The organism is Mesorhizobium sp. B2-3-7, assembly GCF_006442695.1.
In the GTDB taxonomy this organism is placed as follows: Bacteria; Pseudomonadota; Alphaproteobacteria; order Rhizobiales; family Rhizobiaceae; genus Mesorhizobium.
This window is the reverse complement of sequence record NZ_VFVV01000001.1, coordinates 153,616-178,192: the sequence shown is the minus strand read 5'-3', so window position 1 is coordinate 178,192 and position 24,577 is coordinate 153,616. Positions and strand designations below refer to the sequence as shown.

Sequence of the window (24,577 nt, the reverse complement as noted above, 5' to 3'; positions counted from 1 at the left end):
AGGCCACGTTCTGGAAAACGAAATCACTCGACATCGGATCACCTCCTTTCAGTTTGTTGAACACGCACTGATGATGGGGTGCGTTGCAGCAAAAGACAAGACGCCAGATGGAAAAAGACGTTTTTCCGGCTTGGCCGCGTCCTTTCGTGCAATCGGGTTGCGGCCAGGGGTTCAAGCGGACAAGATCGGCCTACCGAATGTAGTGGGGGACGGCATGGACGCTACCGAAAGAGCAGCACGCATCGTTCGCACGGTCGTCCAGGCGCTGAAGCCGGGCTTTGCCGTCAGGCTTTGGACCGGCGAGCGCATCGGTCCGGCCGGCGGCCCGGTGCTTGCCATCAACGACCAGGACATCGTCTGGCAACTGGCCCGCCGGCCAAATTTCTCGACGCTGGTCGAGATGTGGATTTCCAAGGCGGTCGATGTGGAAGAGGGGTCGCTGTTTGACCTCTATGCGCTGCCTTCACAAGGCAAGCTGCGGTTCAAGGCGCTGCCGAAGCTCGCGATCATGCGCGACCTGCCGGCCGTGCTGTTCTCGCGAAGGCAGATGACGCAACGCGCCGACCTCGCCGGGCAAAATCCCTTTGTCAGCGGCTCCAACAAGCAGGCGATCCAGCATCATTACGACATATCGAACGTCTTCTACCGGCTCTTCCTCGACGAGCGCATGGTCTACAGCTGCGGGTATTTCAAGGATTTCGCCAATGACATCGACCAGGCCCAGGCCGACAAGCTCGAGCATATCTGCCGCAAGCTGCGGCTGAAGCCCGGCGACCGCCTGCTCGATATCGGCTGCGGCTGGGGCGCGATGCTGATCCATGCGGCGAAGCATCATGGCGTCGTCGGCCATGGCGTCTCGTTGTCGGAGGCCCAGACCGGACTCGCCCGCGAACGCATTCGGGCCGAGGGGCTGGAGGACCGGATCACAATCGAGATAAAATCCTATGCCGAGCTCACCGGAAGTTTCGACAAGATATCCTCGATCGGCATGTTCGAGCATCTGGGGCTGGCCAACCACGCCGCCTACTTCTCGACCGTCCATCGCCTGCTCAAGCCGGGCGGCATCTATCTGCATCATGCCATCACCAGGCGCAGCAAGGGCAGCATGAAGAAGACCTTGCGCAAGGGCTCGGAATACAAGGCGCTGATCAAATACATCTTCCCGGGTGGCGAGATCGACACGATCGGCATGACGTGCGGCAATCTGGAAGCACATGGCTTCCTCGTCCACGACGTCGAGAATCTGCGCGAGCACTACGCCCGCACCTGCCGGCTGTGGGCAGAGCGCCTGCATGCGCGCTTCGACGAGGCCATCGCCGAAGTGGGAGAAGCCAAGGCGCGGCTGTGGCTGCTTTACCTGACCGGCTGTTCGATCGCCTTCGATCATGCCTCGGCGCAGATTTTCCAGACGGTCGCCACCAAGCGGACGCGGGGCCCGAGCGGTTTGCCGCCGACGCGGGCGGATCTTTACAGGTAGTCAGGCGAATCGCATCACGTCGCCGACCTTGACGCTGGCCGCGCGGTCGACGGTGCAGTAGACGCCGAGATTGTGCGCGTTATGACGCACCAGATTGCGCAGGATCGCCGGGTCGTCGTCGAAACCGTCCTGGGCGATGATGGTGAAGCCGCAGCGGCGGCACGGCTCGGAAATGGTCAACAGCAGGTCGCCGACGGCGAGCTTCCTGCCGATCCATTCGGTTTCGGGGAAAGAGCCTTCGACCGCCGCCATGTCGATGACGATGTTGGGACGGAAGCGGCGCGGGTCGGGAGTGCCTTGCGGATGCAGCGCCTTCAGGCGCGCCAGGGAGGCGGTGGTCAACAGATGGATCGGCGCCTTGCGGTAGCGCGCCTCGGTCAACGGGCCGGTATAGGCCGGCGGGGCGTTCTCCAGGCCGAACGGACGGATCGAGGCCGGAAAGCCTAGATAGTCGGAAACGGCACGATCGCTTTCGGCGCCGGGCGCTGCCAGCCAATCCGCGCCGGGAATCGCGATCTCGAGCCCGCGGTCGCCCGTCAGCCGGGTGCGGATGCGCGGCACCTTGTGCCACTTCGGCTCGCGATCGGGCCGGGCGATCTCATTGTCGGAGGCATCGACCAGGCCGAACATGCGGTCGCCCTCGATGCTCTCGGTGCCGACCGCGATCGTCTCCAGGCGTTCGCCGGCGAGCGAACTCGCCGGATAGCGCCAGAGTTCGGCAACGCTGCCTATCGCGGCCATGGCCGGTGTCAGCCTTTCTTGTTCTGGCGGTTGGCGACGAGGTCGTCGACGACGGCCGGATCGGCGAGCGTCGAGGTATCGCCAAGGGCGCCGAAATCGTCCTCGGCAATCTTGCGCAGGATGCGCCGCATGATCTTGCCCGAGCGGGTCTTGGGCAGGCCGGGTGCGAACTGGATCTTGTCGGGCGTGGCAATGGCGCCGATCTCCTTGCGGACATGGGCGAGGAGTTCCTTGCGCAAGTCCTCGCTCGGCGTCTCGCCGGCCATCAGCGTGACGTAGCAGTAGATGCCCTGGCCCTTGATGTCGTGGGGATAACCGACGACGGCGGCTTCCGAAACCTTGTCATGGCTGACCAATGCGGATTCGACCTCGGCCGTGCCCATGCGGTGGCCGGAGACGTTGATGACGTCGTCGACGCGGCCGGTGATCCAGTAATAGCCGTCGGCATCGCGGCGGCAGCCGTCGCCGGTGAAGTACTTGCCCTTGTAGGTCGAAAAATAGGTCTGCACGAAGCGGTCGTGATCGCCATAGACGGTGCGCATCTGGCCGGGCCATGACTCGGTGATGCATAGATTGCCGTCGGCGGCTCCTTCAAGCACCTTGCCCTCGCCGTCGACCAGTTGCGGCTTGACACCGAAGAAGGGCCGCGTGGCCGAGCCAGCCTTGAGGTCGGTGGCGCCCGGCAGCGGCGTGATCATGATGCCGCCGGTCTCGGTCTGCCACCAGGTGTCGACGATCGGCACCTTGGCGTTGCCGACGACGTTGAAATACCACTCCCATGCCTCCGGATTGATCGGTTCGCCGACCGAGCCCAGCACGCGCAGCGATTTGCGCGACGCCTTTTTCACGTGGTTGTCGCCGGCGCCCATCAGGGCGCGCAGCGCCGTCGGCGCGGTGTAGAAGATGTTGACCTGGTGCTTGTCGATGACTTCCCAGAAGCGCGACTGCGAGGGGTAGTTGGGTACGCCCTCGAACATCAGCGTGGTGGCGCCGTTGGCGAGCGGCCCGTAGACGATGTAGCTGTGGCCGGTGACCCAGCCGACATCGGCGGTGCACCAGTAGATGTCGCCATCATGATAGTCGAAGACATATTGGTGCGTCATCGAGACGTAGACGAGATAACCCGCCGTGGTGTGCAGCACGCCTTTCGGCTTGCCGGTCGAACCCGATGTATAGAGGATGAACAGCGGATCCTCCGCCTTCATCTTCTCCGGCTTGCACTCAGCCTTAACGGTCGCGGCCTCTTCGTGGTACCAGACGTCGCGGCCCGGCGCCCAGCCGATCTTGCCGCCGGTGCGGCGGACCACCACTACCTTTTCGACCCTGGTGCCGGCTTTTGCCGCGATCTCGATTGCCTTGTCGGTGTTCTCCTTCAACGGGATCGGCTTGCCGCCGCGCAGGCCCTCGTCAGCGGTGATGACGATGGTTGACTTGCAATCGTCGATGCGGCCGGCGAGCGCGTCGGGCGAAAAGCCGCCGAAGACGACCGAGTGGATGGCGCCGATACGCGTGCAGGCGAGCATCGCATAGGCCGCTTCCGGGATCATGGGCATATAGAGGGTGACGCGGTCGCCCTTCTTGACGCCGTGCTTCTTCAGCACGTTGGCGAAGCGGCAGACATGCGCATAGAGCTCATTGTAGGTGATCTTGCGGTCGTCGTAGGGGTTGTCGCCTTCCCAGATGATGGCGGTCTGGTCGCCGCGCTTCTTCAGGTGGCGGTCGATGCAGTTGTAGGAAACATTGGTCTGGCCGTCCTCGAACCATTTGATGGAGACCTTGCCGTCGAAGGAGGCGTTCCTGACCTTGGAGAAGGGTTTGAACCAGTCGATGCGCTTGCCGTGCTTGCTCCAGAACCTGTCCGGATTCTTCACGCTGTCGGCGTACCATTTGAGATAGGTGTCGTTGTCGATCAGCGCATTCTTCTTCCAGGCCGGCTGAACGCGGTGGACATGAACCTCGGACATTTCCTGCTTTTCCTCCCGAAACTAACGCCGGCTTGAACCGCCAGCGGGATCGCGGCGACGCGGCCGCGAATTCGCGCGCATTATTAACAGTTCCGCGATGACGGCAACATTAGACGTTGGGTTTGCGCGGCGGGATGCCGCACATGGGTCCGCGGCTGCTGTCAGCACTTGCACCGGACCGCTGCTAACTTCATGTTTTCGCGTGCTAAAGCCGGTTTCGATCAAGAAAAAATCAATAGACGGTTAAGCAACCGCGCGCACAATCCATTGTTGGGAGGAAGGAGAATCAACCCGGGGAGCAAAAATGCGCGACCAGCTTGAAATGGACCTGATGCTGCGGGGCTATGGCCTGACTACGGCCAATATCCTTTATCATTTCCCAGACCATCCGCATCTGTTGCAGAGCTTCATATGGCAGGACTACGACATCGCGCCGAAGTTTCCGGTGCTGATCCGCTTCATCGAGTTCTGGAAGACCAAGCTCGAGGGGCCGCTGCATTCGGTCAGCTACACGCACCAGAAGCTCATCGCGCCCAACGAGTGGCGCAAGGTCGACGGCGAGTTCGTGCTGCATTAGGGGCCGCTGTCCGAGGCCGTAAGGTCGGCACTCTACGGCGCCCCCCTCTGTCCTGCCGGACATCTCCCCCACGTGGGGGGAGATCGGCAGCTTTGCTAACAGCGCCATCCCTTCACGTTGGAAATTGGCGAAAGCCGAGGTGACATCCAATCTCCCCCCGTGGGGGAGATGTCCGGCAGGACAGAGGCGGGCGCCGCCCCGCTAATCTTCGGCTCTAGCGGTCGGACACGCTCAAACCGCCGGCGGGCTCAGCCGGGCGAAGGCCTCCTGGCGGCGGTAGGGAAAATAAGGGTAGGGCGCGGTGACCTCGCTTGCCGCATCGAGCTTCCCGATCTGCTCCGGCGTCAACGTCCAGCCGACGGCGCCGAGGTTCTGGCGCAACTGCTCCTCGTTGCGGGCGCCGATGATGACGGACGACACGGTCGGGCGCTGCAACAGCCAGTTGATGGCGATCTGCGGCACGGTCCTGCCTGTCTCCTGCGCCACCGCATCGAGGGCCTCCATGACCCGGTAGAGATGCTCGTCCTCGACCGGCGGTCCGAAGCTCGCGGTGTCGTGCAGCCGGCTTTTGTCGGGCAATGGCTGGCCGCGACGGATCTTGCCGGTCAGGCGGCCCCAGCCGAGCGGGCTCCAGACCAGCGCGCCGACGCCCTGGTCGAGGCCGAGCGGCATCAGCTCCCATTCATAGTCGCGGCCGACCAGCGAATAGTAGACCTGATGCGCGACATAGCGCGGATAGCCGTGCCTGTCGGCCAGCCCGAGCGATTTCATCACCTGCCAGCCGGAGAAATTGGAGACCCCGACACAGCGCAATTTGCCGGCGCGCACGAGGCCGTCCAGCGTCGATAGCACTTCCTCGATCGGCGTGCCGGCATCGAAGGCGTGCAGTTGCAACAGGTCGATGTAATCGGTGCCGAGCCGCTTCAGCGCGGCGTCGACGGCCTTGATCAGCCGCGAACGCGAGGAACCATAGTCGGCCGGCCCGTCGCCCATCGGCAGCGAGGTCTTGGTCGAGATCAGCACGGCATCGCGCCGGCCCTTGATCGCCTCGCCGAGCACCTCTTCCGAGGCGCCGTTCGAATAGACATCGGCGGTGTCGAACAGATTGACGCCGGCCTCGAGGCAAATGTCGACCAGCCGCCGCGCTTCCCTGGCGTCGCTGTTGCCCCATGCGCCGAACAGCGGGCCGGAACCGCCGAAGGTTCCCGCTCCGAACGAGAGCACCGGCACCTTCAGGCCCGATGCGCCAAGATTTCGATAGTCCATTTTCTTACTCCTTGTGATTTTGAAAGAAGTCGAATCGATCCGGCTTTGCCGGCGAGCTTCACGACCGAACGCAGACGGGCGCGCCGAGCGCGGTGCCGCGGTCGAGACGCAGGGCCAGTCCCGCCACGGCGAGTGCCGCGACCGGCAGCAGCGCGGCGACCCAGGTGAGCGAACCCAGGCCAAGACCTTGGGCAATGACCGCGCCGCCGAGCCAAGCGCCGGCCGCGTTGCCGAGGTTGAAGGCGGCGATGTTGAAGGACGAGGCGAGGCTCTGGCCAGCACCTTGGGCCTTTTCCAGCACCCACATCTGCAAAGGCGCCACGGTGGCGAAGGCGGCGGCGCCCAGCAGGCCGACATAGATCACGGCCAACACCTGGCTGTGGATAGCAAAGCTCATGGTCGCCAGAACCAGGGCGAGCACCACAAGACTGCCGAGCACCGCCGGCACCAGCCAGCGGTCGGCGATCTTGCCGCCGGCGATATTGCCGACGATGAGGCCGCCGCCGAAGACGAGCAGGATCGGCGAAACGGCCGCTTCCTGGAAGCCGCTGATCTCGGTCAGCAACGGGGCGATGTAGGTGAAGACGGCGAAGACGCCGGCATAGCCGAGAACGGTGGTGGCGAAGCCGAGCAGGACGGGCGTGCGGCGCAGCACGGCGAGATCGGCGCGCAGGTCGCTCTTCACGGGAGTTGCTTGGCTGCGCGGCACCAGTGCCAGGATGACGGCAAAGGCCGCGAGACCGACCGCGGTCACCGCCCAGAAGGTGGCGCGCCAGCCGAAAGCCTGGCCGAGCCAGGTGCCGAAGGGAACGCCGAGAATGTTGGCGATGGTCAGGCCGGTGAACATGAGCGCGATCGCCGACGCCTTCTTGTTGGGCGCGACCAATCCGGTGGCGACCACCGAGCCGACGCCGAAGAAGGTGCCATGGGCAAAGGCGGTGATGACGCGCGCGCCCATCAACGTCCAATAATCAGGCGCCAGCGCACAGGCCAGATTGCCAATGGTGAAGATCGCCATCAGCGCCAGAAGCACCGTCTTGCGCGGCCAGTTGCCGGTGGCGATCGTCAGCAGAGGTGCTCCGATGACGACGCCCAGCGCATAGCCGGAAATCAGTTGGCCGGCGGCCGAGATCGAGACGCCGAGATCTTTGCTGACGTCGATGAGCAGGCCCATGATGACGAATTCGGTGACGCCGATGCCGAAGGCGCCGGCGGCGAGAGCATAGAGAGCGAGAGGCATGATGTTTCCACTTCGGCGGTGACGGGCGCCCTGTCCAGGCTGCGCCCCGACCGGGAAGATCGTGTGGCCATGCGATGTGAACCAGACTTGCTCCAGGCATACTTTCTGTGAAATAGATTCACAGATGGCGAGATCCGACATCAACCGTTCCGGCGAGATCGAAGTGTTTGTGCGCGTCGTCGAGGCGGGCAGCTTTTCGGCGGCGGCACGTGCCTTGCGCATGACCCCGTCCGCGGTGAGCAAATTGATCGCGCGGCTGGAGGCCAGGCTCGGCGCGCGGCTGGTCACCCGCTCGACGCGCAAGCTGCAACTGACGCCGGAAGGCACTGCTTTCTACGACAGCGGCATGCGCATCCTCGCCGACATGGACGCGGCCGAGCGCGAGGCGGCCGCCGGGGCGGCGCCGCGCGGCCGGTTGAGGGTCAACAGCTACGTGCCGTTCGGCCACCACCGGCTGATGTCGCTGCTGCCTCGGTTGCTGGAGCGTTATCCCGAGATTTCCGTCGACGCCGTGCTGACAGACAGCGTGATCGACCTTCTGGAGGAGCGCGCCGATGTGGCGATACGCGCCGGGCCCTTGCGCGAGTCACGGCTGGTAGCGCGCAAACTGGGGCAGAGCCGGATGGTGCTGGTCGCGGCACCCTCCTATGTCGAAGCGCGTGGGACGCCGCGCACGCTGGCCGATCTCGGGCGTCACAATATGCTGGCCTTCGGCTTTGCGCGGCATATAGACGGCTGGCCTTTTGTCGATGCGGCAGGTGCGCCGGTCATCGTCCCGGTTGTCGGAAACGCAACGCTGACCGACGGCGAGGCGATGCGGCGGATCGCGCTGGCGGGAGGCGGAATCGCTCGGCTGGCGCGCTGGCATGTCCAGCCGGACATCGACGCCGGGGCATTCGTCCCGTTGCTGGAGGAATTCAACCCAGGCGACGAGGAGGCCACCCATGCCGTCTATGTCGGCCAGGGCAAGCATCTGCCTGCGCGGGTGCGGGCTTTTCTCGATTTTCTCTCGGAGGCCGTTCGCCTCTAGAGCAGTTCACCGTTTCATGGAAACGGCGAACCGCTCTAACTCTTTGTTCTGACGCAATTCTGGACAGAAAACCGCCCACACTTTTCTTGGAATTGCTGTAACTGAGAAGCCGCGTACCTAAGGCACGCGGCTTCGAAGCAGGCTAGAAAAGCGATCAGGCCTTCGGCACGAACGGCGCCGGACGCCGGCCGGCGGCCTGCCGCTCCAGCATCCAGCCGGGATATTCGGCCGGCAGCGCGCTCACCTCGTCCAGTCTGGCGAGATCATCGGTATCAAGTTTGAGGTTCGTGGCGGCAAGGTTCTGTTCGAGCTGATCCATGCGGCTGGCGCCGATGATCACGCTCATCACGAAGGGCTTGGCCAGGACATAGCCTAGTGCCACGGTAGCGACGCTGACGTCATGCTTTTTGGCGATCTCGCGCATGACCGCGACCGCCGCCCAGGCGCGGTCCTCGTTGACCGGTGGGAAGTTGAAGGAGGCGCGGCGGCCCTCGCCATTGCCGGGCGCACCAGGGCCGTATTTGCCGGACAGCAGTCCGCCGGCCATTGGCGACCAGACCATCAGGCCGAGCTTCTCCTCGTTGATCAGCGGCACGATCTCGCGCTCGAGATCACGACCGGCGATCGAGTAATAGGACTGGATGGTCTCGAAGCGGGCAAAGCCCTTGCGGTCGGCTATGCCAAGCGCCTTGGCGATGCGCCAGGCCTGCCAGTTGGATACGCCGACATAGCGGACCTTGCCGCTGGCAACGAGATCGTCCAGTGCCCGCAGCGTTTCGTCGATCGGCGTCACCGCGTCGGTTCCGTGCAGCTGATAGAGATCGATGTGATCGAGCTGCAGCCGCTCGAGGCTGGCATCGACCGAATCCATGATGTGGCCGCGCGAGGAGCCGCGCTGGTTCGGGCCCTCGCCCATGGCGCCGTGAACCTTGGTGGCGACGACCACGCTCGACCTGTCAACGCCGAGATCCCTGAGCGACTGGCCGAGCAGGCGCTCGGATTCGCCGAAGGAATAGACATCGGCCGTGTCGAAGAAATTGACCCCGGCGGCGAGCGAGCGGCCGACGATCTCGTTGACGCCTTTCTGGTCGAGACTGGCGATCAGGCCCCATTGGGCATTCTGGCCGGCTGCACCGAAGGTCATGGTGCCGAGGCAGAGTTGGGAGACGAACATCCCCGTATTTCCAAGCTGGTTGTAATGCATGGCGAAGGCTCCAAAGATTTGTGATGACACAGATCAAATAGGAACGGTACGTTTCGTTTCCAGCGCTGGCGTAATCAGCCGGTAGAACTGGACCATCTTGCCGGTGACAGAAACTTGTCAGAGATGGACCGCTCGGATCATTGTGTTCGGGCGGCGATTGACCTCCTCGACAAACTCGTCATCCCAGACGGGGCCGGAGAGAAGATATTGCGCAAGGGAGGGCTTTGCGCCAACCCACCGTTCGTAGTCCTCAACCGCTAGCACCACGGCAGATGGCTGCCCTCGCACCGTAATGGTTTGCGGCCCTTTTTCGCGCGACTGTCTTACCAGCTTCGAGAGGTTGTTTCTTGCGTCCCGCAGCTGCCAGCTCAAGAACACTACTCCTCGCTTAACTCGCAAGATGTGTTCAGTCCGTCTGTGTATCATAGGCTTAGAACTCACAGACGACAGGGCCAACCCAGGGCGGACGGTTTTATCGACTGCCGAAGATCGCCGAACCGACCCTGACACTGGTGGCGCCGAAGGCGATGGCCGTCTCGTAATCGCCGGACATGCCCATCGACAGTTTGGCGACGCCTGCCTCCCGCGCCAATTTTTCCAGCAGGGCGAAATGCGGGCCGGGGTTCTCGTCCGCCGGCGGAATGCACATCAGGCCTTCGATGGCGAGGCCGTGGACATCGCGGCAGCGGGCGACGAAGGTCACGGCCTCGCGCGGCTCGATGCCGGCCTTCTGCGGCTCGGAGCCGGTGTTGACCTGGACGTAGAGTTTCGGTGCCCGGCCTTGCCGGGCGATCTCCCTGGCGAGTTCGGCGGAAATCTTCTCACGATCGACCGTCTCGATGACGTCGAACAGCGCCACGGCTTCCCTGGCCTTGTTCGATTGCAGCGGGCCGATCAGATGCAGTTCGACATCGGGGAAAGCCTCTTTCAGCGCTGGCCACTTGCCCTGCGCTTCCTGCACCCGGTTCTCGCCGAAGACGCGCTGGCCTGCCTCGATGACGGGCCTGATGTCGGCGGCGTCAAAGGTCTTGGAAACCGCGACCAGCGTCACCGCGCCAGCGTCGCGCCGGGCTTCGCGCTCGGCGGCGGCGATCTTCGCCTTGACCGCTAAAAACTGCTGAACGGCGTCGCCCATGTCCAAATCCCGCTGTTTTGACCGCGTTTTTTCCAGACGCGATACCCATATGGTTGACGGGTTTGCCAAACCATGGTGAACACCCGGACCACATCCAATGGACTGCCGAGCTGTCGCCCGCAGTCCGCATGCTTTTAAGTGAAAAACGTCCCATGGCAACCGAACGATACAATCCGCGCGCGTCAGAGCCCAAATGGCAGAAGGCCTGGGCCGACAGGAAGCTGTTCGAGGCGCACAACGATGATCCGCGCCCGAAATACTACGTGCTGGAGATGTTCCCCTATCCATCGGGACGCATCCATATCGGGCATACGCGCAACTACACGATGGGCGATGTGGTGGCGCGCTACAAGCGGGCCAAGGGTTTCAACGTGCTGCATCCGATGGGCTGGGACGCCTTCGGCATGCCGGCCGAGAACGCGGCGATGCAGAACAAGGTCCATCCCAAGGAATGGACCTACCAGAACATCGCCACCATGCGCGAGCAGCTCAAGGTCATGGGCCTGTCGCTGGACTGGGCGCGCGAATTCGCGACCTGCGATGTCGACTACTACCACCGCCAGCAGATGCTGTTCCTCGACTTTGTCGAGAAAGGCCTGGTGACGCGCAAATCCTCGAAGGTCAATTGGGATCCGGAGGACATGACGGTGCTCGCCAACGAGCAGGTCATCGACGGGCGCGGCTGGCGCTCGGGCGCGCTGGTCGAACAACGCGAGCTGACGCAATGGTTCTTCAGGATAACCGATTTTGCGCAGGATCTCCTGGATTCGCTCGATCGCCTCGACGAATGGCCCGAGAAGGTCAAGCTGATGCAGCACAATTGGATCGGCCGTTCGGAAGGTCTGCTGATCCGCTGGCCGCTGGCGGCTCCCGTCGCCGGCGAGCAGGAGCTGGAAGTCTATACGACCAGGCCCGACACCATCTTCGGCGCCTCCTTCATGGCGGTCGCCGCCGACCATCCGCTGGCCAGGAAGGCCGCCGAGACCAATCCGGCGCTGGCGAGCTTCATCGACGAAGTCCGCCATATGGGCACTTCGGTGGCGGCGCTGGAGACGGCCGAGAAGAAGGGCTTCGACACCGGCATCCGTGTCGTGCATCCGTTCGACGAGAACTGGACGCTGCCGGTCTACGTCGCCAATTTCGTGCTGATGGACTACGGCACCGGCGCCATCTTCGGCTGCCCGTCCGGCGACCAGCGCGACCTCGACTTCGCCAACAAATACGGCCTGCCGGTGATCCCGGTGGTGATGCCGGAAGGTGCTGATCCCAAGACCTTCCAGGTCATCGACGAAGCCTATGTCGACGACGGCGTGATGATCAATTCGCGCTTCCTCGATGGCATGAAGCCAGAGCGGGCGTTCGACGAGGTGGCGAAGCTGCTGGAGCAGAAGACGATCGGCAACCGGCCGATGGCCGAGCGCAAGGTCAACTTCCGCCTGCGCGACTGGGGCATTTCGCGCCAGCGCTACTGGGGCTGCCCGATCCCGATGATCCATTGCGAGGATTGCGGCGTGGTGCCGGTGCCGAAGGCAGACCTGCCGGTGAAGCTGCCCGACGATGTCGAGTTCGACCGCCCAGGCAACCCGCTGGACCGCCACCCGACCTGGCGGCATGTCAAATGCCCGCAATGCGGCAAGGATGCGCGGCGCGAAACCGACACGATGGACACGTTCGTCGATTCGTCCTGGTATTTCGCCCGCTTCACCGCGCCCTGGGCGAACGAGCCGACCGACCCGAAGGCGGCGAACGAGTGGCTGGCCGTCGACCAGTATATCGGCGGCATCGAGCACGCGATCCTGCATCTGCTCTATTCGCGCTTCTTCACCCGGGCCATGCGCGAGACCGGCCATCTCGACCTAGCCGAGCCGTTCAAGGGCCTGTTCACGCAAGGCATGGTGGTGCACGAGACCTATCGCGTGGGATCGGCATCGAACGGGCGCTGGCTGGCGCCGACCGAGGTGCGGCTGGAGGACGTCGACGGCAAGCGCCGCGCCGTCGAAATCGCCACGGGCGAGACGGCGGAGATCGGCTCCCTGGAAAAGATGTCGAAGTCGAAGAAGAACACGGTCAGCCCGGAAGACATCACCGACGGCTACGGCGCCGACACCGCGCGCTGGTTCATGCTGTCGGATTCGCCGCCCGAACGCGACGTCGAATGGACCGACGATGGCGCCGCCGGCGCGCATCGCTTCATGCAGCGCATCTGGCGCCTGGTCTCGACCGCGGCCGAATCGCTGGCCGGCATCGCACCCATAGCGGGCGGTGGCGGTGAAGCCGGGGCGGTTTCCAAGGCCACGCACAAGATCCTGAAAGCGGTCGGCGAGGACATCGAGAAACTCGCATTCAACCGCGCCATCGCCCGCATCTACGAACTCGCCAACGCGCTGACCACGCCGCTCAATGAGGTGGCCGAAGGCAAGGCCGATGCCGCGCTCAAAGGCGCCTGCCGGGAGGCCGTGGAGGTGCTCGTGCACCTGATCGCGCCGATCATGCCGCATCTGGCCGAGGAATGCTGGGAGGCGCTCGGCGGTGCCGATCTGGTCGCCGAACGGCCGTGGCCGATCTTCGACCCGGCGCTGGTCGTCGACAATGAGGTCACCTACCCGGTCCAGGTCAACGGCAAGAAGCGCGGGGATTTGACAATTGCCCGCGACGCGGACCAAGGTGCGGTCGAAAAAGCCGTGCTCGCTCTCGACTTCGTGCAGAAGGCGCTCGAAGGCAAGGCTCCGCGCAAGGTGATCATCGTGCCGCAGAGGATCGTCAATGTCGTTGCCTGATCGGGAGAAGACAGAGCTGAGCCGTTTGCTGCGCCGTGTCGCGCTTGCCGGCCTTGTCGGCTCGCTTGCGCTCGTTTCGGCCTGCCAGGTGCGGCCGCTCTACTCGAGCGCGCCGCTGTCGACCGGCTCGAGCGCCAATGCCGAACTGGCGTCGATCGCCATCAAACCGGTCAGGACGCGTTACGGCCAGCAGGTGCGCAACAATTTGATCTTCGGATTTGGGCGCGGCGCCGGCGAACCGGCATCGCCGGCCTACTCGCTCGACCTCGGCGTGACCGAAGCCGTTGAATCCTCGGCGCTCGTGCAGGTCGGAACCGACCAGGACGAGCCGACCGCCGGTTCGGTGACGCTGACCGCCGGCTACAGGCTGACCGATGCCAAAACCGGGGCGGTGATCGCGACCGGCAAGCGGGCGATCACTTCGTCCTTCGACAGGCCGCGCCAGGAATTCGCCGCGTACCGGGCACAGATCGATGCCGAGAACCGCGCCGCGCGCGAGCTTGCCAACGCGCTGCAACTGTCCATCGCCCAGGATCTCGCACGGCACGGCAAGACGGCCGGTTAGCGCCGCTCTCCGTTTCATGGTGGCATAACAATCTGGTGCCTGAAGGCCGCCTTTGCCACGGCTCCGGAGCCGGTTCTCCGTTCGCCTTTAGCCGAAGCACGCGGGTGTGTTGACGATCGTGGGATGACGATCGGCCGCACGGGTCCGATCGTCCGACACCGCTGTGAAAGTCACGCTTCGCCGCTCTTGGGGGGCCGACGGGAAGCAACTGTTAACCACTCGCTCTCTATTGCTCAGCAGACATTTCAGCGTGAGTCTTGAGCATGGAATCCAAGCGTTTTCCTCGGGTCAGTTCATTGAAGGCAGCGTCGCCCGATGACCCTGGGGTGAAGCGTTTCACGGGTGTGGACAACAAGGCGGACAGCCAGCGGGCGAGAGCAGCAGGAGCCGGCCCTTCCCCATCCCCTGTCGATCTCGGCGGCAACGAAAGCCCTGCCTGGCAAGACTATTTCTTCCTGGCGCCCAATGTGCGGTTTACGCGCACGCCGGACTATGAAGCCAGCACGCGCCGTCCGCGGGACGAGGCGATTGCCGTCGAGCAAAGCGAATCACCAGTACCGCAGGCACCTGGCCAATCCACCGCGGCTGGGACGTCTTCATCGGTGCCAATACCAAGCCGAAACCTTTCTTCGGGCGCCGCCAGGCCGCCCGTCGGCAACAGAGCCGTGGTGCAACCGGCCCCGGCGCCGGTTCCGTCAGGGCATGCCGGCGAAAAGGCGCGGGCCGCCGCTACGCCTGCGGGCCACAGGATGACTGCGGCGGCGCGGGCATCCGCACCGGCAGCGTCCGCCCAAGCAGCGACAGCCCCGGTCAAGACGACGGGGCGCGAAAATGTGCGCTGGCCCTATCTGTCGGATCACGTCTTTTTCGAGATCATGGCGCCCTATTTGGTCGAAGGCCCGTCACCCGCGCCTCGGGCCGTTTCGGTTGCACGCACGACCGCGCCTGTGGTCACCGAGCGGATCGACAACCGCCCCGCGCCAACGGCCGATCCGACCGCGTTGTTCCGTGTCATCGAATGCCTTCCCGGGTCGCCAGCTCCGTCCGCCGTGCCGGATGTCCGTCCGGCCAACTCCAACCAGGCCGCGGTTCAGCCGGCGGCGAACCGCGTGCCGCAGCAAGCCCGGGCTCCGGCCGCAATTCCCGCCGTCGCAAGCAATGCCGTTCCGGCACTGGTCACGCAAAGTTTGGAGCAAGCCGTACCGGCTCCGGCTGCGCGCGCATCGTCGCGAGCGCCACTGGTCGGCAGGATCGTGCCGACCGCGACGGGCGAGACGTACGAACTCCCCTCAGAAGAATTGTTGCAGCAGCCGCCGGAGGGACAAGGCTTCTACATGTCGCAGGAGCGGCTCGAGCAGAATGCCGATCTTCTGGAAAGCGTGCTCGAGGATTTCGGCGTGCGCGGCGAGATCATCCATGTTCGCCCCGGTCCGGTCGTCACTCTCTATGAATTCGAGCCGGCGCCGGGCGTCAAATCCTCCCGCGTCATCGGTCTCGCCGACGACATCGCCCGCTCCATGTCGGCGATCTCGGCGCGCGTCGCCGTCGTGCCGGGCCGCAACGTCATCGGCATCGAGCTTCCGAACGAGGCGCGCGAAACCGTCTATTTCCGCGAGCTGATCGAATCGGAGGGCTTCCGCAAGACCGGCTGCAAGCTGGCGCTCTGCCTCGGCAAGACGATCGGCGGTGAGCCTGTCATCGCCGAACTGGCAAAGATGCCCCACTTGCTCGTTGCCGGCACCACCGGTTCCGGCAAGTCGGTTGCCATCAACACGATGATCCTGTCGCTGCTCTACCGGCTGAAGCCGGAGGAATGCCGGCTGATCATGGTCGATCCCAAGATGCTCGAACTCTCCGTCTATGACGGCATCCCGCATCTTCTGACCCCGGTCGTCACCGATCCAAAAAAGGCCGTTACCGCGCTCAAATGGGCGGTGCGCGAGATGGAGGACCGCTATCGCAAGATGGCGCGGCTCGGCGTGCGCAATATCGACGGCTACAATCAGCGCGCCGCCGCTGCCCGCGAAAACGGCGAGACGGTCGTCATGACCGTGCAGGCGGGCTTCGAAAAAGGCACCGGCGAGCCGCTCTTCGAGCAGCAGGAAATCGACCTCGCGCCAATGCCTTACATCGTCGTCATCGTCGACGAGATGGCCGACCTGATGATGGTCGCCGGCAAGGAGATCGAAGGCGCCATCCAGCGCCTGGCGCAGATGGCGCGCGCGGCCGGCATCCACCTGATCATGGCGACGCAGCGCCCCTCGGTCGATGTCATCACGGGCACGATCAAGGCCAACTTCCCGACCCGGATTTCTTTCCAGGTCACCTCCAAGATCGACAGCCGCACCATCCTTGGCGAGCAGGGCGCCGAGCAGCTGCTCGGCCAGGGCGACATGCTGCACATGATGGGCGGCGGGCGCATCGCCCGCGTGCACGGCCCCTTCGTCTCCGACGTGGAGGTCGAGCATGTCGTGGCGCATCTGAAGGCGCAGGGTCGCCCCGAATACCTGGAAACCGTGACGGCCGACGCGGATGAAGAAGAAGACGAAGGCGATGAGGGCGCGGTCTTCGACAAGGGCGCCGTTGCGGCGGAGGACGGCGATTCCAGCTATGACGAGGCGGTCAAGGTGGTGTTGCGCGACAAGAAGTGTTCGACGTCCTACATTCAGCGTCGCCTCGGCATCGGCTATAACCGCGCCGCGTCCCTGGTCGAGCGCATGGAGAAGGAGGGTCTGGTCGGTGCACCAAACCATGTCGGCAAGCGCGAGATCATCATGGGCCGGCGCCCGCCGGTAACCGCAGCTGAGGATGACGGCACGGATTGACCGGGCCTCTTGATCCGCAGCGCATGAAAAAGGCCGGTTGCCCGGCCTTTTTTCGTGTCGGATGTAAGCTCGCTCAGCCGATTTTCTGGCCGGTCTTGGCCCAGTCGGCGAGGAAGGCGGCAAGGCCCTTGTCAGTCAGCGGGTGGTTGACCAGCGCCTTCAGTGTCGCGGGCGGCGCGGTGACGATATCGGCGCCGATGAGCGCCGCCTGCTTGACGTGGTTCACGGTGCGCACGGAAGCCGTCAGGATCTCGGTCTGGAAATCGTAATTGTCGTAGATCTGACGGATCTCCTGGATCACTTCCATGCCGTCCGAGCCGGTATCGTCGATCCGGCCGACGAAGGGCGAGATGAAGGAGGCGCCTGCCTTGGCGGCGAGCAGCGCCTGGTTGGCCGAGAAGCACAGCGTGACATTGACCATGCGGTTCATCTGGGTGCGGATCGTCTTGCAGGCCTTCAATCCATCCAGCGTCAACGGCACCTTGATGGCGACATTCGGCGCGATCTTGGCCAGCACCTCGGCCTCCGCCATCATCTGCTTGTATTCGGTCGCCACGACCTCCGCGGAGACCGGGCCTTCGACGATGTCGCAGATCTGCTTGGTAACCTCGGAGATCTTGCCGCCCGATTTGAGAATCAGAGAAGGATTGGTGGTGACGCCATCGAGCAGCCCCAGATCGATCAGTTCGCGGATTTCCTTGATGTCGGCTGTGTCGGCAAAAAATTTCATGGCGGTCTCCTGACGATTTCGTCGTGCTTGGGAAGGCACGTTCAGCGTTGCCCTTTGATCTAGAGCAAAGTCGGGGCAAGGTCACGCCTCATGATCGAAGATTCGCCCTTTGTCGCAGCCGCACCGGTGCTGGTGCCGATGCCGGCCGAACGCCCCTACACCTATGCCGTGCCCGCCGGCATGCGGGTGGTGCCGGGCTCGATCGTGCGCGTGCCGCTCGGGCCTCGCCAGGTCGCCGGCATCGTCTGGGACGGCGCGGTCGAGACGGTAGACGCGAAAAAGCTGCGCCCGATCGAACAGGTCTTCGATTGCCCGCCGATCGATCGGGCGATGCGCCGTTTCGTCGACTGGGTGGCGCAGTATACGCTGTCGGCGCCGGGCATGGTGGCGCGCATGCTGCTGAGGGCGCCGGAGGCCTTCGATCCGGAACCGTGGATCGAGGGATTGCAGCGAACCGCGGCCGTTCCGGACCGGATGACGGATGCGCGGGCCCGCGTGCTGGAGACGGCCGAGGGCGGACTGGCCTGGACGCGATCCGGCCTTGCCCATGCGGCCGGCGTATCGTCGACGGTAATCGAGGGGCTGAAGGCGCAAGGCGTGTTCGAAACGGTGATGATCCCGCCGCGGCCCGTGGTGGCGGAGCCTGATCCAGCCTACGCCGCGCCGGAATTGATGCCCGACCAGAACGAAGCCGCAAGGCTGCTGCGCGCCAATGTCGCGGGCGGCGGCTTCAACGTCGCACTGCTCGACGGCGTCACCGGTTCGGGCAAGACGGAGGTTTATTTCGAGGCGGTGGCGGCGGCACTGGACCGCACCAAGCAGGTGCTGATCCTGCTGCCCGAAATCGCATTGACCCACGCTTTCCTCGAACGTTTTCAGCAGCGTTTTGGCGCCAAGCCCGCCGAATGGCACTCCGACCTGCCGCCGAGGATGCGCGAACGCGTCTGGCGGCAGGTGGCGGAAGGCGGCGTGCGGGTCGTGGCCGGCGCGCGCTCGGCGCTGTTCCTGCCGTTCAAGGAGCTTGGCCTGATCGTCGTCGACGAGGAACATGACCCCGCCTACAAGCAGGAAGACCGCGTCTTCTACAATGCCCGCGACATGGCTGTCGTGCGCGGCCATATAGGTGGCTTCCCCGTGGTGCTGGCATCGGCGACGCCATCGGTCGAGAGCCGCGTCAATGCCAGCCAGGGCCGCTACGCCAGGGCGGTGCTGTCCGCCCGCTTCGCCGAGGCGGCACTTCCCGACCTGAAAGCGATCGACATGCGGCGCGCGCCGCCGGCGCGCGGCGGCTTCCTGTCGCCGGTGCTGCTCGACCATATGCGCCGGACGCTGGAGAGGAAGGAACAATCGCTTTTGTTCCTCAACCGGCGCGGCTATGCGCCGCTGACGCTGTGCCGCGTCTGCGGTCACCGCTTTGGTTGCCCGGTCTGCTCGGCCTGGCTCGTCGAGCACCGCTTTCGCGGCCAGCTCGTCTGCCACCATTGCGGGCACAATGAGCGCCGTCCGGAAGCCTGTCCGGAATGCGGCACGCTCGATCATCTGGTCGCCTGCGGGCCGGGCGTCGAGCGCATCGCCGAGGAAGTCGTCACCCATTTCCCGGATGCGCGCACCATCGTTTTGTCGTCGGATCTGATGGGCGGCGTGCGGCGGCTGCGGCTGGAGCTGGAAGCCATCGCCAATGGCGAGGCCGACATCGTCATCGGCACGCAGCTCGTCGCCAAGGGGCACAATTTCCCCAACATGACCTTGGTTGGTGTCGTCGATGCCGATCTCGGCCTTGCCAATGGCGATCCGCGCGCCGCCGAGCGCACCTTCCAGCTGCTCAGCCAGGTGACCGGCCGCGCCGGGCGCACCGGCAAGAAGAGCCTCGGCCTGTTGCAGACCTTCCAGCCCGACCATCCGGTGATGCGGGCGATCGTCTCCGGCGATGCCGATGCGTTCTACGAGCGCGAGATTTCCGAGCGCGAGCGGGCGGCTCTGCCACCCTTCGGCCGGCTCGCCGGCGTCATCGTCAGCGCGGTGACGCGGGCGGAAGCCGAGGGCCATGCCCGCGCCCTGCGCCGTGCCGCGCCCGAGGCATCCGACCTGTTCGTGCTCGGGCCGGCCGAAGCGCCGCTGTCGTTGCTCGGCGGCCGTCACCGTTTCCGCCTGCTGATCCAGGGCGAGCGCCGCGCCGACATGCAAAGGTTTATCCGGACCATGCTCGCCAACGGGCCGAAGCAGCGCGGCTCGGTCCGGGTGCAGGTCGACATCGATCCGCAGAGCTTTTTGTAAGGTCGCTCAGCGTTCGCGCGGATTGCTGGTCGTGTCCTTCAGTTCGGGACGTTGCCTAAACTCTTCAGGATAGAGTCGACGGGCGTCCTCGATCGATATCACTATGGCCACGGGGCGTCCCCGCTTGGTGATTGTTGTCGGGCTGCCTTTGCTGGCTTCAGCGACCACGGCGCACAGTTCGCTGCGTGCTTTGCTGCTGGATTTTGTTTTCATCGAGTAGCCCTCAACATCGCCTTGGACTGTATCATAAGTCGCTGCAAGGAAAGGAAACCGTTTTGAAAACCCTTGGCCTTCTGGGCGGCATGAGCTGGGAATCGACGGCGATCTATTATCGCCTGCTCAACGATCTCGTGAGGCAGCGTCTCGGCGGGCTGCATTCGGCGAAATTGCTGCTGTGGTCCTTCGACTTCGCCGAGATCGCCGAGCTGCAGCATCACGGGGACTGGGACGGCGCCGGCGCGCTTCTGGTCGATGCCGCGCGCAAGCTCGAGTCAGCTGGCGCGGAAGGCCTGCTTTTGTGCACCAACACCATGCACAAGCTCGCCGACCAGGTGCAGGCCTCGGTATCGGTCCCGCTGACCCACATCGCCGACGCCACCGCAGCCGCTGTCAAGGCGGCCGGCATGCGGCGCCCGGCGCTGCTGGCAACACGGTTCACCATGGAGCAGGATTTCTACAAGCGCCGGCTTGCCGACACATATGGATTGCAGCCGATCGTGCCGGACCAGGCAGGACGCGACATGGTCCATCGCATCATCTATGACGAGCTCTGCCAGGGCATCGTCACCGAGCCATCGAAAACCGCCTATATCGCCGAGATCAACCGCCTGCGGCGCGATGAAAATGTCGACTGCGTGATCATGGGCTGCACCGAAATCACGATGTTGATCGGCCAGCAGGATTTCGACATTCCGGTCTTCGACACGACGCGCATCCATGCTGAAGCGGCGGTCGCCTTCGCGCTCTCCTGATGCGTTTGGCCTAAAGTGCTGGCCGCCATCTGGCGCGCGGCTTTTCCTCCGCTAGAATGCCCGCGATTTCAGAGCGGCATTTACGAGGGGACACTATGGATTTTGCGTTTCCATGGCCGGTGAGCCAGGGCGAATGGCTGGCCTGGTCGAGCGCCGTCGTCACGGTGCTGCTCGGCCTGGTGCTTTTCCTGGCGCCGGGGCTTGCCTTCCGCATTCTGCGCTTGCAGGTCAAGCCGGAGAAGGCGGCGGCGATCGCCGAAGGGCGCGGCCGCATGTCGGGCTTCTATCTCGGCGTCGGCCTGTGCTGCATCCTGCTGGCGCAGCCGCTGATCTACATGGCGCTCGGCTTCTCCTGGCTGTTCACCGCCTTCGGCCGGTTGCTGTCGATGATGTCGGATGGCGCCAACACGCCCTTCAACTGGGTTTCCATCGTCGTGGAACTGGCGCTGGCGGCGTTGCCGCTTGCCTTTGCCTTCGGCTTCCTGCCCTGAATCCGCAGGCAATCCAGGGACTTCGTCCCCGGATGCGACAATAGTGCCTGAAAACCATGCGGAACGACGCATTGCGGTCTTAAAAGGCCTGTGCTAGACGGCAATCGACTTTCGGCCGGGGATAGCGGAAGCCGCGCCTCCGTGCTTGAAAAAATGCAGTAAGGTCAAAGATTTAGCCAGAGTTTTCGCTCGCGCCAACAATCTGCGGCCTGTCAGACAAGAGAAGAGACGGTCCGTGGCCCAATCGTCATCGCCAATCTCAGGTGTCGCAGAACGCTATGCGGGTTCGCTGTTCGAACTGGCATCGCAGGCGAATTCCGTCGCCAAGGTCGAAGCCGACCTCAACAGTTTCGAGGCGATGCTCGCGGGCAGCGCCGACTTGACCCGGCTGATCAACAGCCCGGTGTTCTCCAGCGAGGACCAGGCCAAGGCCATCGCGGCGATCGCCGACAAGGCCGGGATCACCGGCCTGACCGGCAATTTCATGCGCGTCGTCGCCAAGAACCGCCGGCTGTTCGCCGTGCCCGGCATGATCAGGGCATTCCGCCAGATCGCCGCCGAACATCGTGGCGAGACGACCGCCGAGGTAACGTCGGCTCACCAATTGAGCGCTGCCCAGCAGACTGAACTCAAGGCGGCGCTGAAGAGCGTTGCCGGCAAGGACGTTTCCATCTCCGTCACCGTCGATCCGTCGCTGCTCGGCGGGCTGGTGGTCAGGATGGGCTCGCGCCAGATCGATACGTCGCTCAAAACCAAACTCAATTCGCTCAAGCTTGCACTGAAAGAGGTCGGCTGATGGACATCCGCGCCGCGGAAATTTCCGCAATTCTGAAAGACCAGATCAAGAATTTCGGCAAGGAGGCCGAGGTCTCCGAAGTCGGACAGGTGCTGTCCGTCGGTGACGGTATCGCCCGCGTCTACGGCCTCGACAATGTCCAGGCCGGCGAGATGGTCGAATTCCCCGGCGGCATCCGCGGCATGGCGCTCAATCTCGAAGCCGACAATGTCGGCGTCGTCATCTTCGGCGCCGACCGCGACATCAAGGAAGGCGACACCGTCAAGCGCACCGGCGCGATCGTCGACGTTCCGGTCGGTCCGGGCCTGCTCGGCCGCGTCGTCGACGCGCTCGGCAACCCGATCGACGGCAAGGGCCCGATCAAGGCGACCGAACGCAAGCGCGTCGACGTCAAGGCGCCCGGCATCATTCCGCGCAAGTCGGTGCATGAGCCGATGTCGACGGGCCTCAAGGCCATCGACGCGCTGATCCCGGTCGGCCGCGGCCAGCGCGAGCTGGTCATCGGCGATCGCCAGACCGGCAAGACCGCCATCATCCTCGACACGATGCTCAACCAGAAGTCGGTGCACGACAACGGCCCCGAGAAGGAAAAGCTCTACTGCGTTTATGTCGCCGTCGGCCAGAAGCGCTCGACCGTGGCGCAGTTCGTCAAGGTGCTGGAAGAGCGCGGCGCGCTCGAATATTCGATCATCGTCGCCGCCACCGCTTCCGATCCGGCGCCGATGCAGTTCCTGGCGCCGTTCGCCGGCTGCACCATGGGCGAGTATTTCCGCGACAACGGCATGCATGCGCTGATCAGCTACGACGATCTGTCGAAGCAGGCCGTCGCTTATCGCCAGATGTCGCTGCTGTTGCGCCGCCCGCCGGGCCGCGAAGCCTATCCGGGCGACGTCTTCTACCTGCACTCGCGCCTGCTCGAGCGCGCCGCCAAGCTCAATGACGACATGGGCAACGGTTCGCTGACGGCGTTGCCGGTCATCGAAACCCAAGCCAACGACGTGTCGGCCTATATCCCGACCAACGTGATCTCGATCACCGACGGCCAGATCTTCCTCGAAACCAACCTGTTCTTCCAGGGCATCCGTCCGGCCGTCAATGTTGGCCTGTCGGTGTCGCGCGTCGGCTCCTCGGCGCAGATCAAGGCGATGAAGCAGGTTGCCGGCTCGATCAAGGGCGAGCTCGCGCAGTACCGCGAAATGGCGGCCTTCGCGCAGTTCGGCTCGGATCTCGATGCCGCCACGCAGCGCCTGCTCAACCGCGGTTCGCGCCTGACCGAGCTCCTGAAGCAGCCGCAGTTCTCGCCGCTGAAGACGGAAGAGCAGGTCGCGGTGATCTTCGCCGGCGTCAACGGCTATCTTGACAAGCTGCCGGTCAACCAGGTCGGCAAGTTCGAGCATGGCCTGCTCAGCCACATGCGTTCGGCCGGCAAGGACGTCCTCGACGCCATCCGCAAGGAAAAGGCGCTGTCGGACGATCTGCGCGGCAAGCTGAAGGCCGAGATCGACGCTTTCGCCAAGACCTTCGCCTGAGCGAAGCGCCAGTCCGGATGAGACAAGACGGGATCAGGTTTGAAGCATGCCTTCATTAAAAGACCTTCGTAACCGTATCGCCTCGGTCAAGGCGACGCAGAAGATCACCAAAGCGATGCAGATGGTCGCCGCGGCGAAGCTGCGCCGTGCACAGGAGGCCGCGGAAGCGGCGCGCCCCTATTCGGAGCGCATGGGTTCCGTGCTGGCCAACATCACCCAGGCGATCGGCGGCGGCGGCGATGCCCCGGCGCTGATGACCGGCACCGGCAAGGACGACGTGCACCTGCTCGTTGTCTGCACGGCCGAGCGCGGCCTGTGCGGCGGCTTCAATTCGCAGATCGCCCGTCTTGCCCGTGACCACATCCGCAGGCTCCTCGCCGACGGCAAGCAGGTCAAGATCATCTGCGTCGGCAAGAAGGGTTTCGATATCCTGCGCCGCGACTATGCCTCGATGATCCTCGACCGGATCGACCTGCGCGAGGTCAAGACGCTCGGCTTCGTCAATGCCGACACGATCGCCCGCAAGGTCATCCACCTGTTCAACGAGGGCGGCTTCGACATCTGCACGCTGTTCTATTCGCAGTTCAAGTCGGTGATCAGCCAGGTTCCGACCGCGCAGCAGATCATTCCGGCCGCTGCTTCGTCAGCTCCGGCCGAGGCTGCTGACGGCGCCAGCGCCGTCTACGAATACGAACCCGAGCCGGGTGAAATCCTGTCCGAGCTCATTCCGCGCAACATCGCGGTGCAGATTTTCCGCGCGCTGCTCGAAAACGCGGCTGGCGAAATGGGCGCCAAGATGAGCGCGATGGACAACGCCACGCGCAACGCCGGCGAGATGATCAACAAGCTGTCGATCACCTACAACCGCCAGCGCCAGGCGCAGATCACCAAGGAACTGATCGAAATCATTTCGGGCGCCGAGGCGCTCTAGGCACGGTTTCCCGGGGTCAACGACCTCGATCCGACCGCGCGAGAAACAAAGGAC

At 64.1% G+C, this 24,577-nt stretch carries 21 protein-coding genes; 12 read left to right on the top strand and 9 right to left on the bottom strand.

The features are described from left to right. Positions 1–214: 214 nt before the first annotated feature. On the top strand, positions 215–1,477 hold the full coding sequence (locus FJ940_RS00875) for a cyclopropane-fatty-acyl-phospholipid synthase family protein (protein WP_140654874.1): 1,263 nt from the start codon (positions 215–217) through the stop codon (positions 1,475–1,477). Here the strand turns inward: FJ940_RS00875 and FJ940_RS00870 are convergent, their stop codons facing one another. Together FJ940_RS00870 and acs are read right to left on the bottom strand one after the other, a co-directional pair. After that, the gene (locus FJ940_RS00870; RefSeq protein WP_140654872.1) at positions 1,478–2,218 is read right to left on the bottom strand and encodes an MOSC domain-containing protein; all 741 of its coding nucleotides are present in this window, start codon (positions 2,216–2,218) and stop codon (positions 1,478–1,480) included. A gap of 8 nt (positions 2,219–2,226) precedes the next feature. Continuing rightward, the gene (gene acs, locus FJ940_RS00865) at positions 2,227–4,182 is read right to left on the bottom strand and encodes an acetate--CoA ligase (RefSeq protein ID WP_140518231.1); all 1,956 of its coding nucleotides are present in this window, start codon (positions 4,180–4,182) and stop codon (positions 2,227–2,229) included. Positions 4,183–4,486: 304 nt separating this feature from the next. Between acs and FJ940_RS00860 the strand changes: the two genes are divergently transcribed. Beyond that, entirely contained in the window at positions 4,487–4,759 is a 273-nt protein-coding gene (locus FJ940_RS00860) for an usg protein (protein WP_140492921.1), read from the top strand. A 231-nt stretch (positions 4,760–4,990) separates the two neighbouring features. Here the strand turns inward: FJ940_RS00860 and FJ940_RS00855 are convergent, their stop codons facing one another. Both FJ940_RS00855 and FJ940_RS00850 read right to left on the bottom strand, forming a co-directional pair. Beyond that, positions 4,991–6,025: an aldo/keto reductase gene (locus FJ940_RS00855; protein ID WP_140518232.1), complete on the bottom strand. Its 1,035-nt coding sequence runs from the start codon at positions 6,023–6,025 to the stop codon at positions 4,991–4,993. A 58-nt stretch (positions 6,026–6,083) separates the two neighbouring features. After that, on the bottom strand, positions 6,084–7,265 hold the full coding sequence (locus FJ940_RS00850) for an MFS transporter (RefSeq protein ID WP_140554871.1): 1,182 nt from the start codon (positions 7,263–7,265) through the stop codon (positions 6,084–6,086). A 124-nt stretch (positions 7,266–7,389) separates the two neighbouring features. On the opposite strand from FJ940_RS00850, the gene FJ940_RS00845 reads away from it, so the two are divergent. Further along, on the top strand, positions 7,390–8,295 hold the full coding sequence (locus tag FJ940_RS00845; protein ID WP_140654869.1) for a LysR family transcriptional regulator: 906 nt from the start codon (positions 7,390–7,392) through the stop codon (positions 8,293–8,295). 154 nt (positions 8,296–8,449) lie between these two features. On the opposite strand, the gene FJ940_RS00840 is transcribed toward FJ940_RS00845, so the two are convergent. The 3 genes from FJ940_RS00840 to FJ940_RS00830 form a co-directional block, all read right to left on the bottom strand. Continuing rightward, the gene (locus FJ940_RS00840) at positions 8,450–9,499 is read right to left on the bottom strand and encodes an aldo/keto reductase (protein WP_140654866.1); all 1,050 of its coding nucleotides are present in this window, start codon (positions 9,497–9,499) and stop codon (positions 8,450–8,452) included. Between the two features lie 117 nt (positions 9,500–9,616). Continuing rightward, positions 9,617–9,871, bottom strand: coding sequence for a type II toxin-antitoxin system Phd/YefM family antitoxin (locus FJ940_RS00835; RefSeq protein ID WP_140524994.1), 255 nt, complete (start codon positions 9,869–9,871; stop codon positions 9,617–9,619). Between the two features lie 100 nt (positions 9,872–9,971). Next, a complete protein-coding gene (locus FJ940_RS00830; protein ID WP_140566744.1) occupies positions 9,972–10,634 on the bottom strand; it encodes a YggS family pyridoxal phosphate-dependent enzyme in 663 nt (220 codons plus the stop codon). Between the two features lie 152 nt (positions 10,635–10,786). Here FJ940_RS00830 and leuS point away from each other — a divergent pair, with 152 nt between their 5' ends. The 3 genes from leuS (at position 10,787) to FJ940_RS00815 (ending at position 16,801) form a co-directional block, all read left to right on the top strand. Next, on the top strand, positions 10,787–13,411 hold the full coding sequence (gene leuS / locus FJ940_RS00825) for a leucine--tRNA ligase (RefSeq protein WP_140518238.1): 2,625 nt from the start codon (positions 10,787–10,789) through the stop codon (positions 13,409–13,411). Continuing rightward, positions 13,398–13,976, top strand: coding sequence for an LPS assembly lipoprotein LptE (lptE, locus tag FJ940_RS00820; protein ID WP_140628125.1), 579 nt, complete (start codon positions 13,398–13,400; stop codon positions 13,974–13,976). The genes leuS and lptE overlap by 14 nt, the downstream gene beginning before the upstream one ends. A 263-nt stretch (positions 13,977–14,239) precedes the next feature. Further along, positions 14,240–16,801, top strand: a complete 2,562-nt coding sequence (locus tag FJ940_RS00815) for a DNA translocase FtsK (RefSeq protein ID WP_140654863.1) — start codon at positions 14,240–14,242, stop codon at positions 16,799–16,801. Between the two features lie 73 nt (positions 16,802–16,874). Here the strand turns inward: FJ940_RS00815 and fsa are convergent, their stop codons facing one another. After that, positions 16,875–17,531, bottom strand: coding sequence for a fructose-6-phosphate aldolase (fsa, locus tag FJ940_RS00810; protein WP_140518241.1), 657 nt, complete (start codon positions 17,529–17,531; stop codon positions 16,875–16,877). Positions 17,532–17,621: 90 nt separating this feature from the next. On the opposite strand from fsa, the gene FJ940_RS00805 reads away from it, so the two are divergent. Further along, a complete protein-coding gene (locus FJ940_RS00805; RefSeq protein WP_140654860.1) occupies positions 17,622–19,805 on the top strand; it encodes a primosomal protein N' in 2,184 nt (727 codons plus the stop codon). A 6-nt stretch (positions 19,806–19,811) separates the two neighbouring features. On the opposite strand, the gene FJ940_RS00800 is transcribed toward FJ940_RS00805, so the two are convergent. Then, on the bottom strand, positions 19,812–20,018 hold the full coding sequence (locus FJ940_RS00800) for a type II toxin-antitoxin system prevent-host-death family antitoxin (RefSeq protein ID WP_140492958.1): 207 nt from the start codon (positions 20,016–20,018) through the stop codon (positions 19,812–19,814). Positions 20,019–20,080: 62 nt separating this feature from the next. On the opposite strand from FJ940_RS00800, the gene FJ940_RS00795 reads away from it, so the two are divergent. The 5 genes from FJ940_RS00795 to FJ940_RS00775 all read left to right on the top strand — a co-directional run bounded on the left by FJ940_RS00795 (position 20,081) and on the right by FJ940_RS00775 (position 24,523). After that, a complete protein-coding gene (locus FJ940_RS00795) occupies positions 20,081–20,776 on the top strand; it encodes an aspartate/glutamate racemase family protein (protein ID WP_140525000.1) in 696 nt (231 codons plus the stop codon). Between the two features lie 95 nt (positions 20,777–20,871). Continuing rightward, positions 20,872–21,267 carry a DUF4345 family protein gene (locus tag FJ940_RS00790; RefSeq protein WP_140518245.1) on the top strand — a complete coding sequence of 132 codons (396 nt, stop codon included), beginning with the start codon at positions 20,872–20,874 and terminating at the stop codon, positions 21,265–21,267. A 235-nt stretch (positions 21,268–21,502) separates the two neighbouring features. After that, entirely contained in the window at positions 21,503–22,063 is a 561-nt protein-coding gene (locus tag FJ940_RS00785) for a F0F1 ATP synthase subunit delta (RefSeq protein ID WP_140654857.1), read from the top strand. After that, entirely contained in the window at positions 22,063–23,592 is a 1,530-nt protein-coding gene (gene atpA / locus FJ940_RS00780; protein WP_140492971.1) for a F0F1 ATP synthase subunit alpha, read from the top strand. Before FJ940_RS00785 ends, atpA begins: the two co-directional genes overlap by 1 nt. Positions 23,593–23,638: 46 nt before the next feature. Continuing rightward, positions 23,639–24,523, top strand: a complete 885-nt coding sequence (locus tag FJ940_RS00775) for a F0F1 ATP synthase subunit gamma (RefSeq protein WP_140492974.1) — start codon at positions 23,639–23,641, stop codon at positions 24,521–24,523. Positions 24,524–24,577 lie beyond the last annotated feature (54 nt).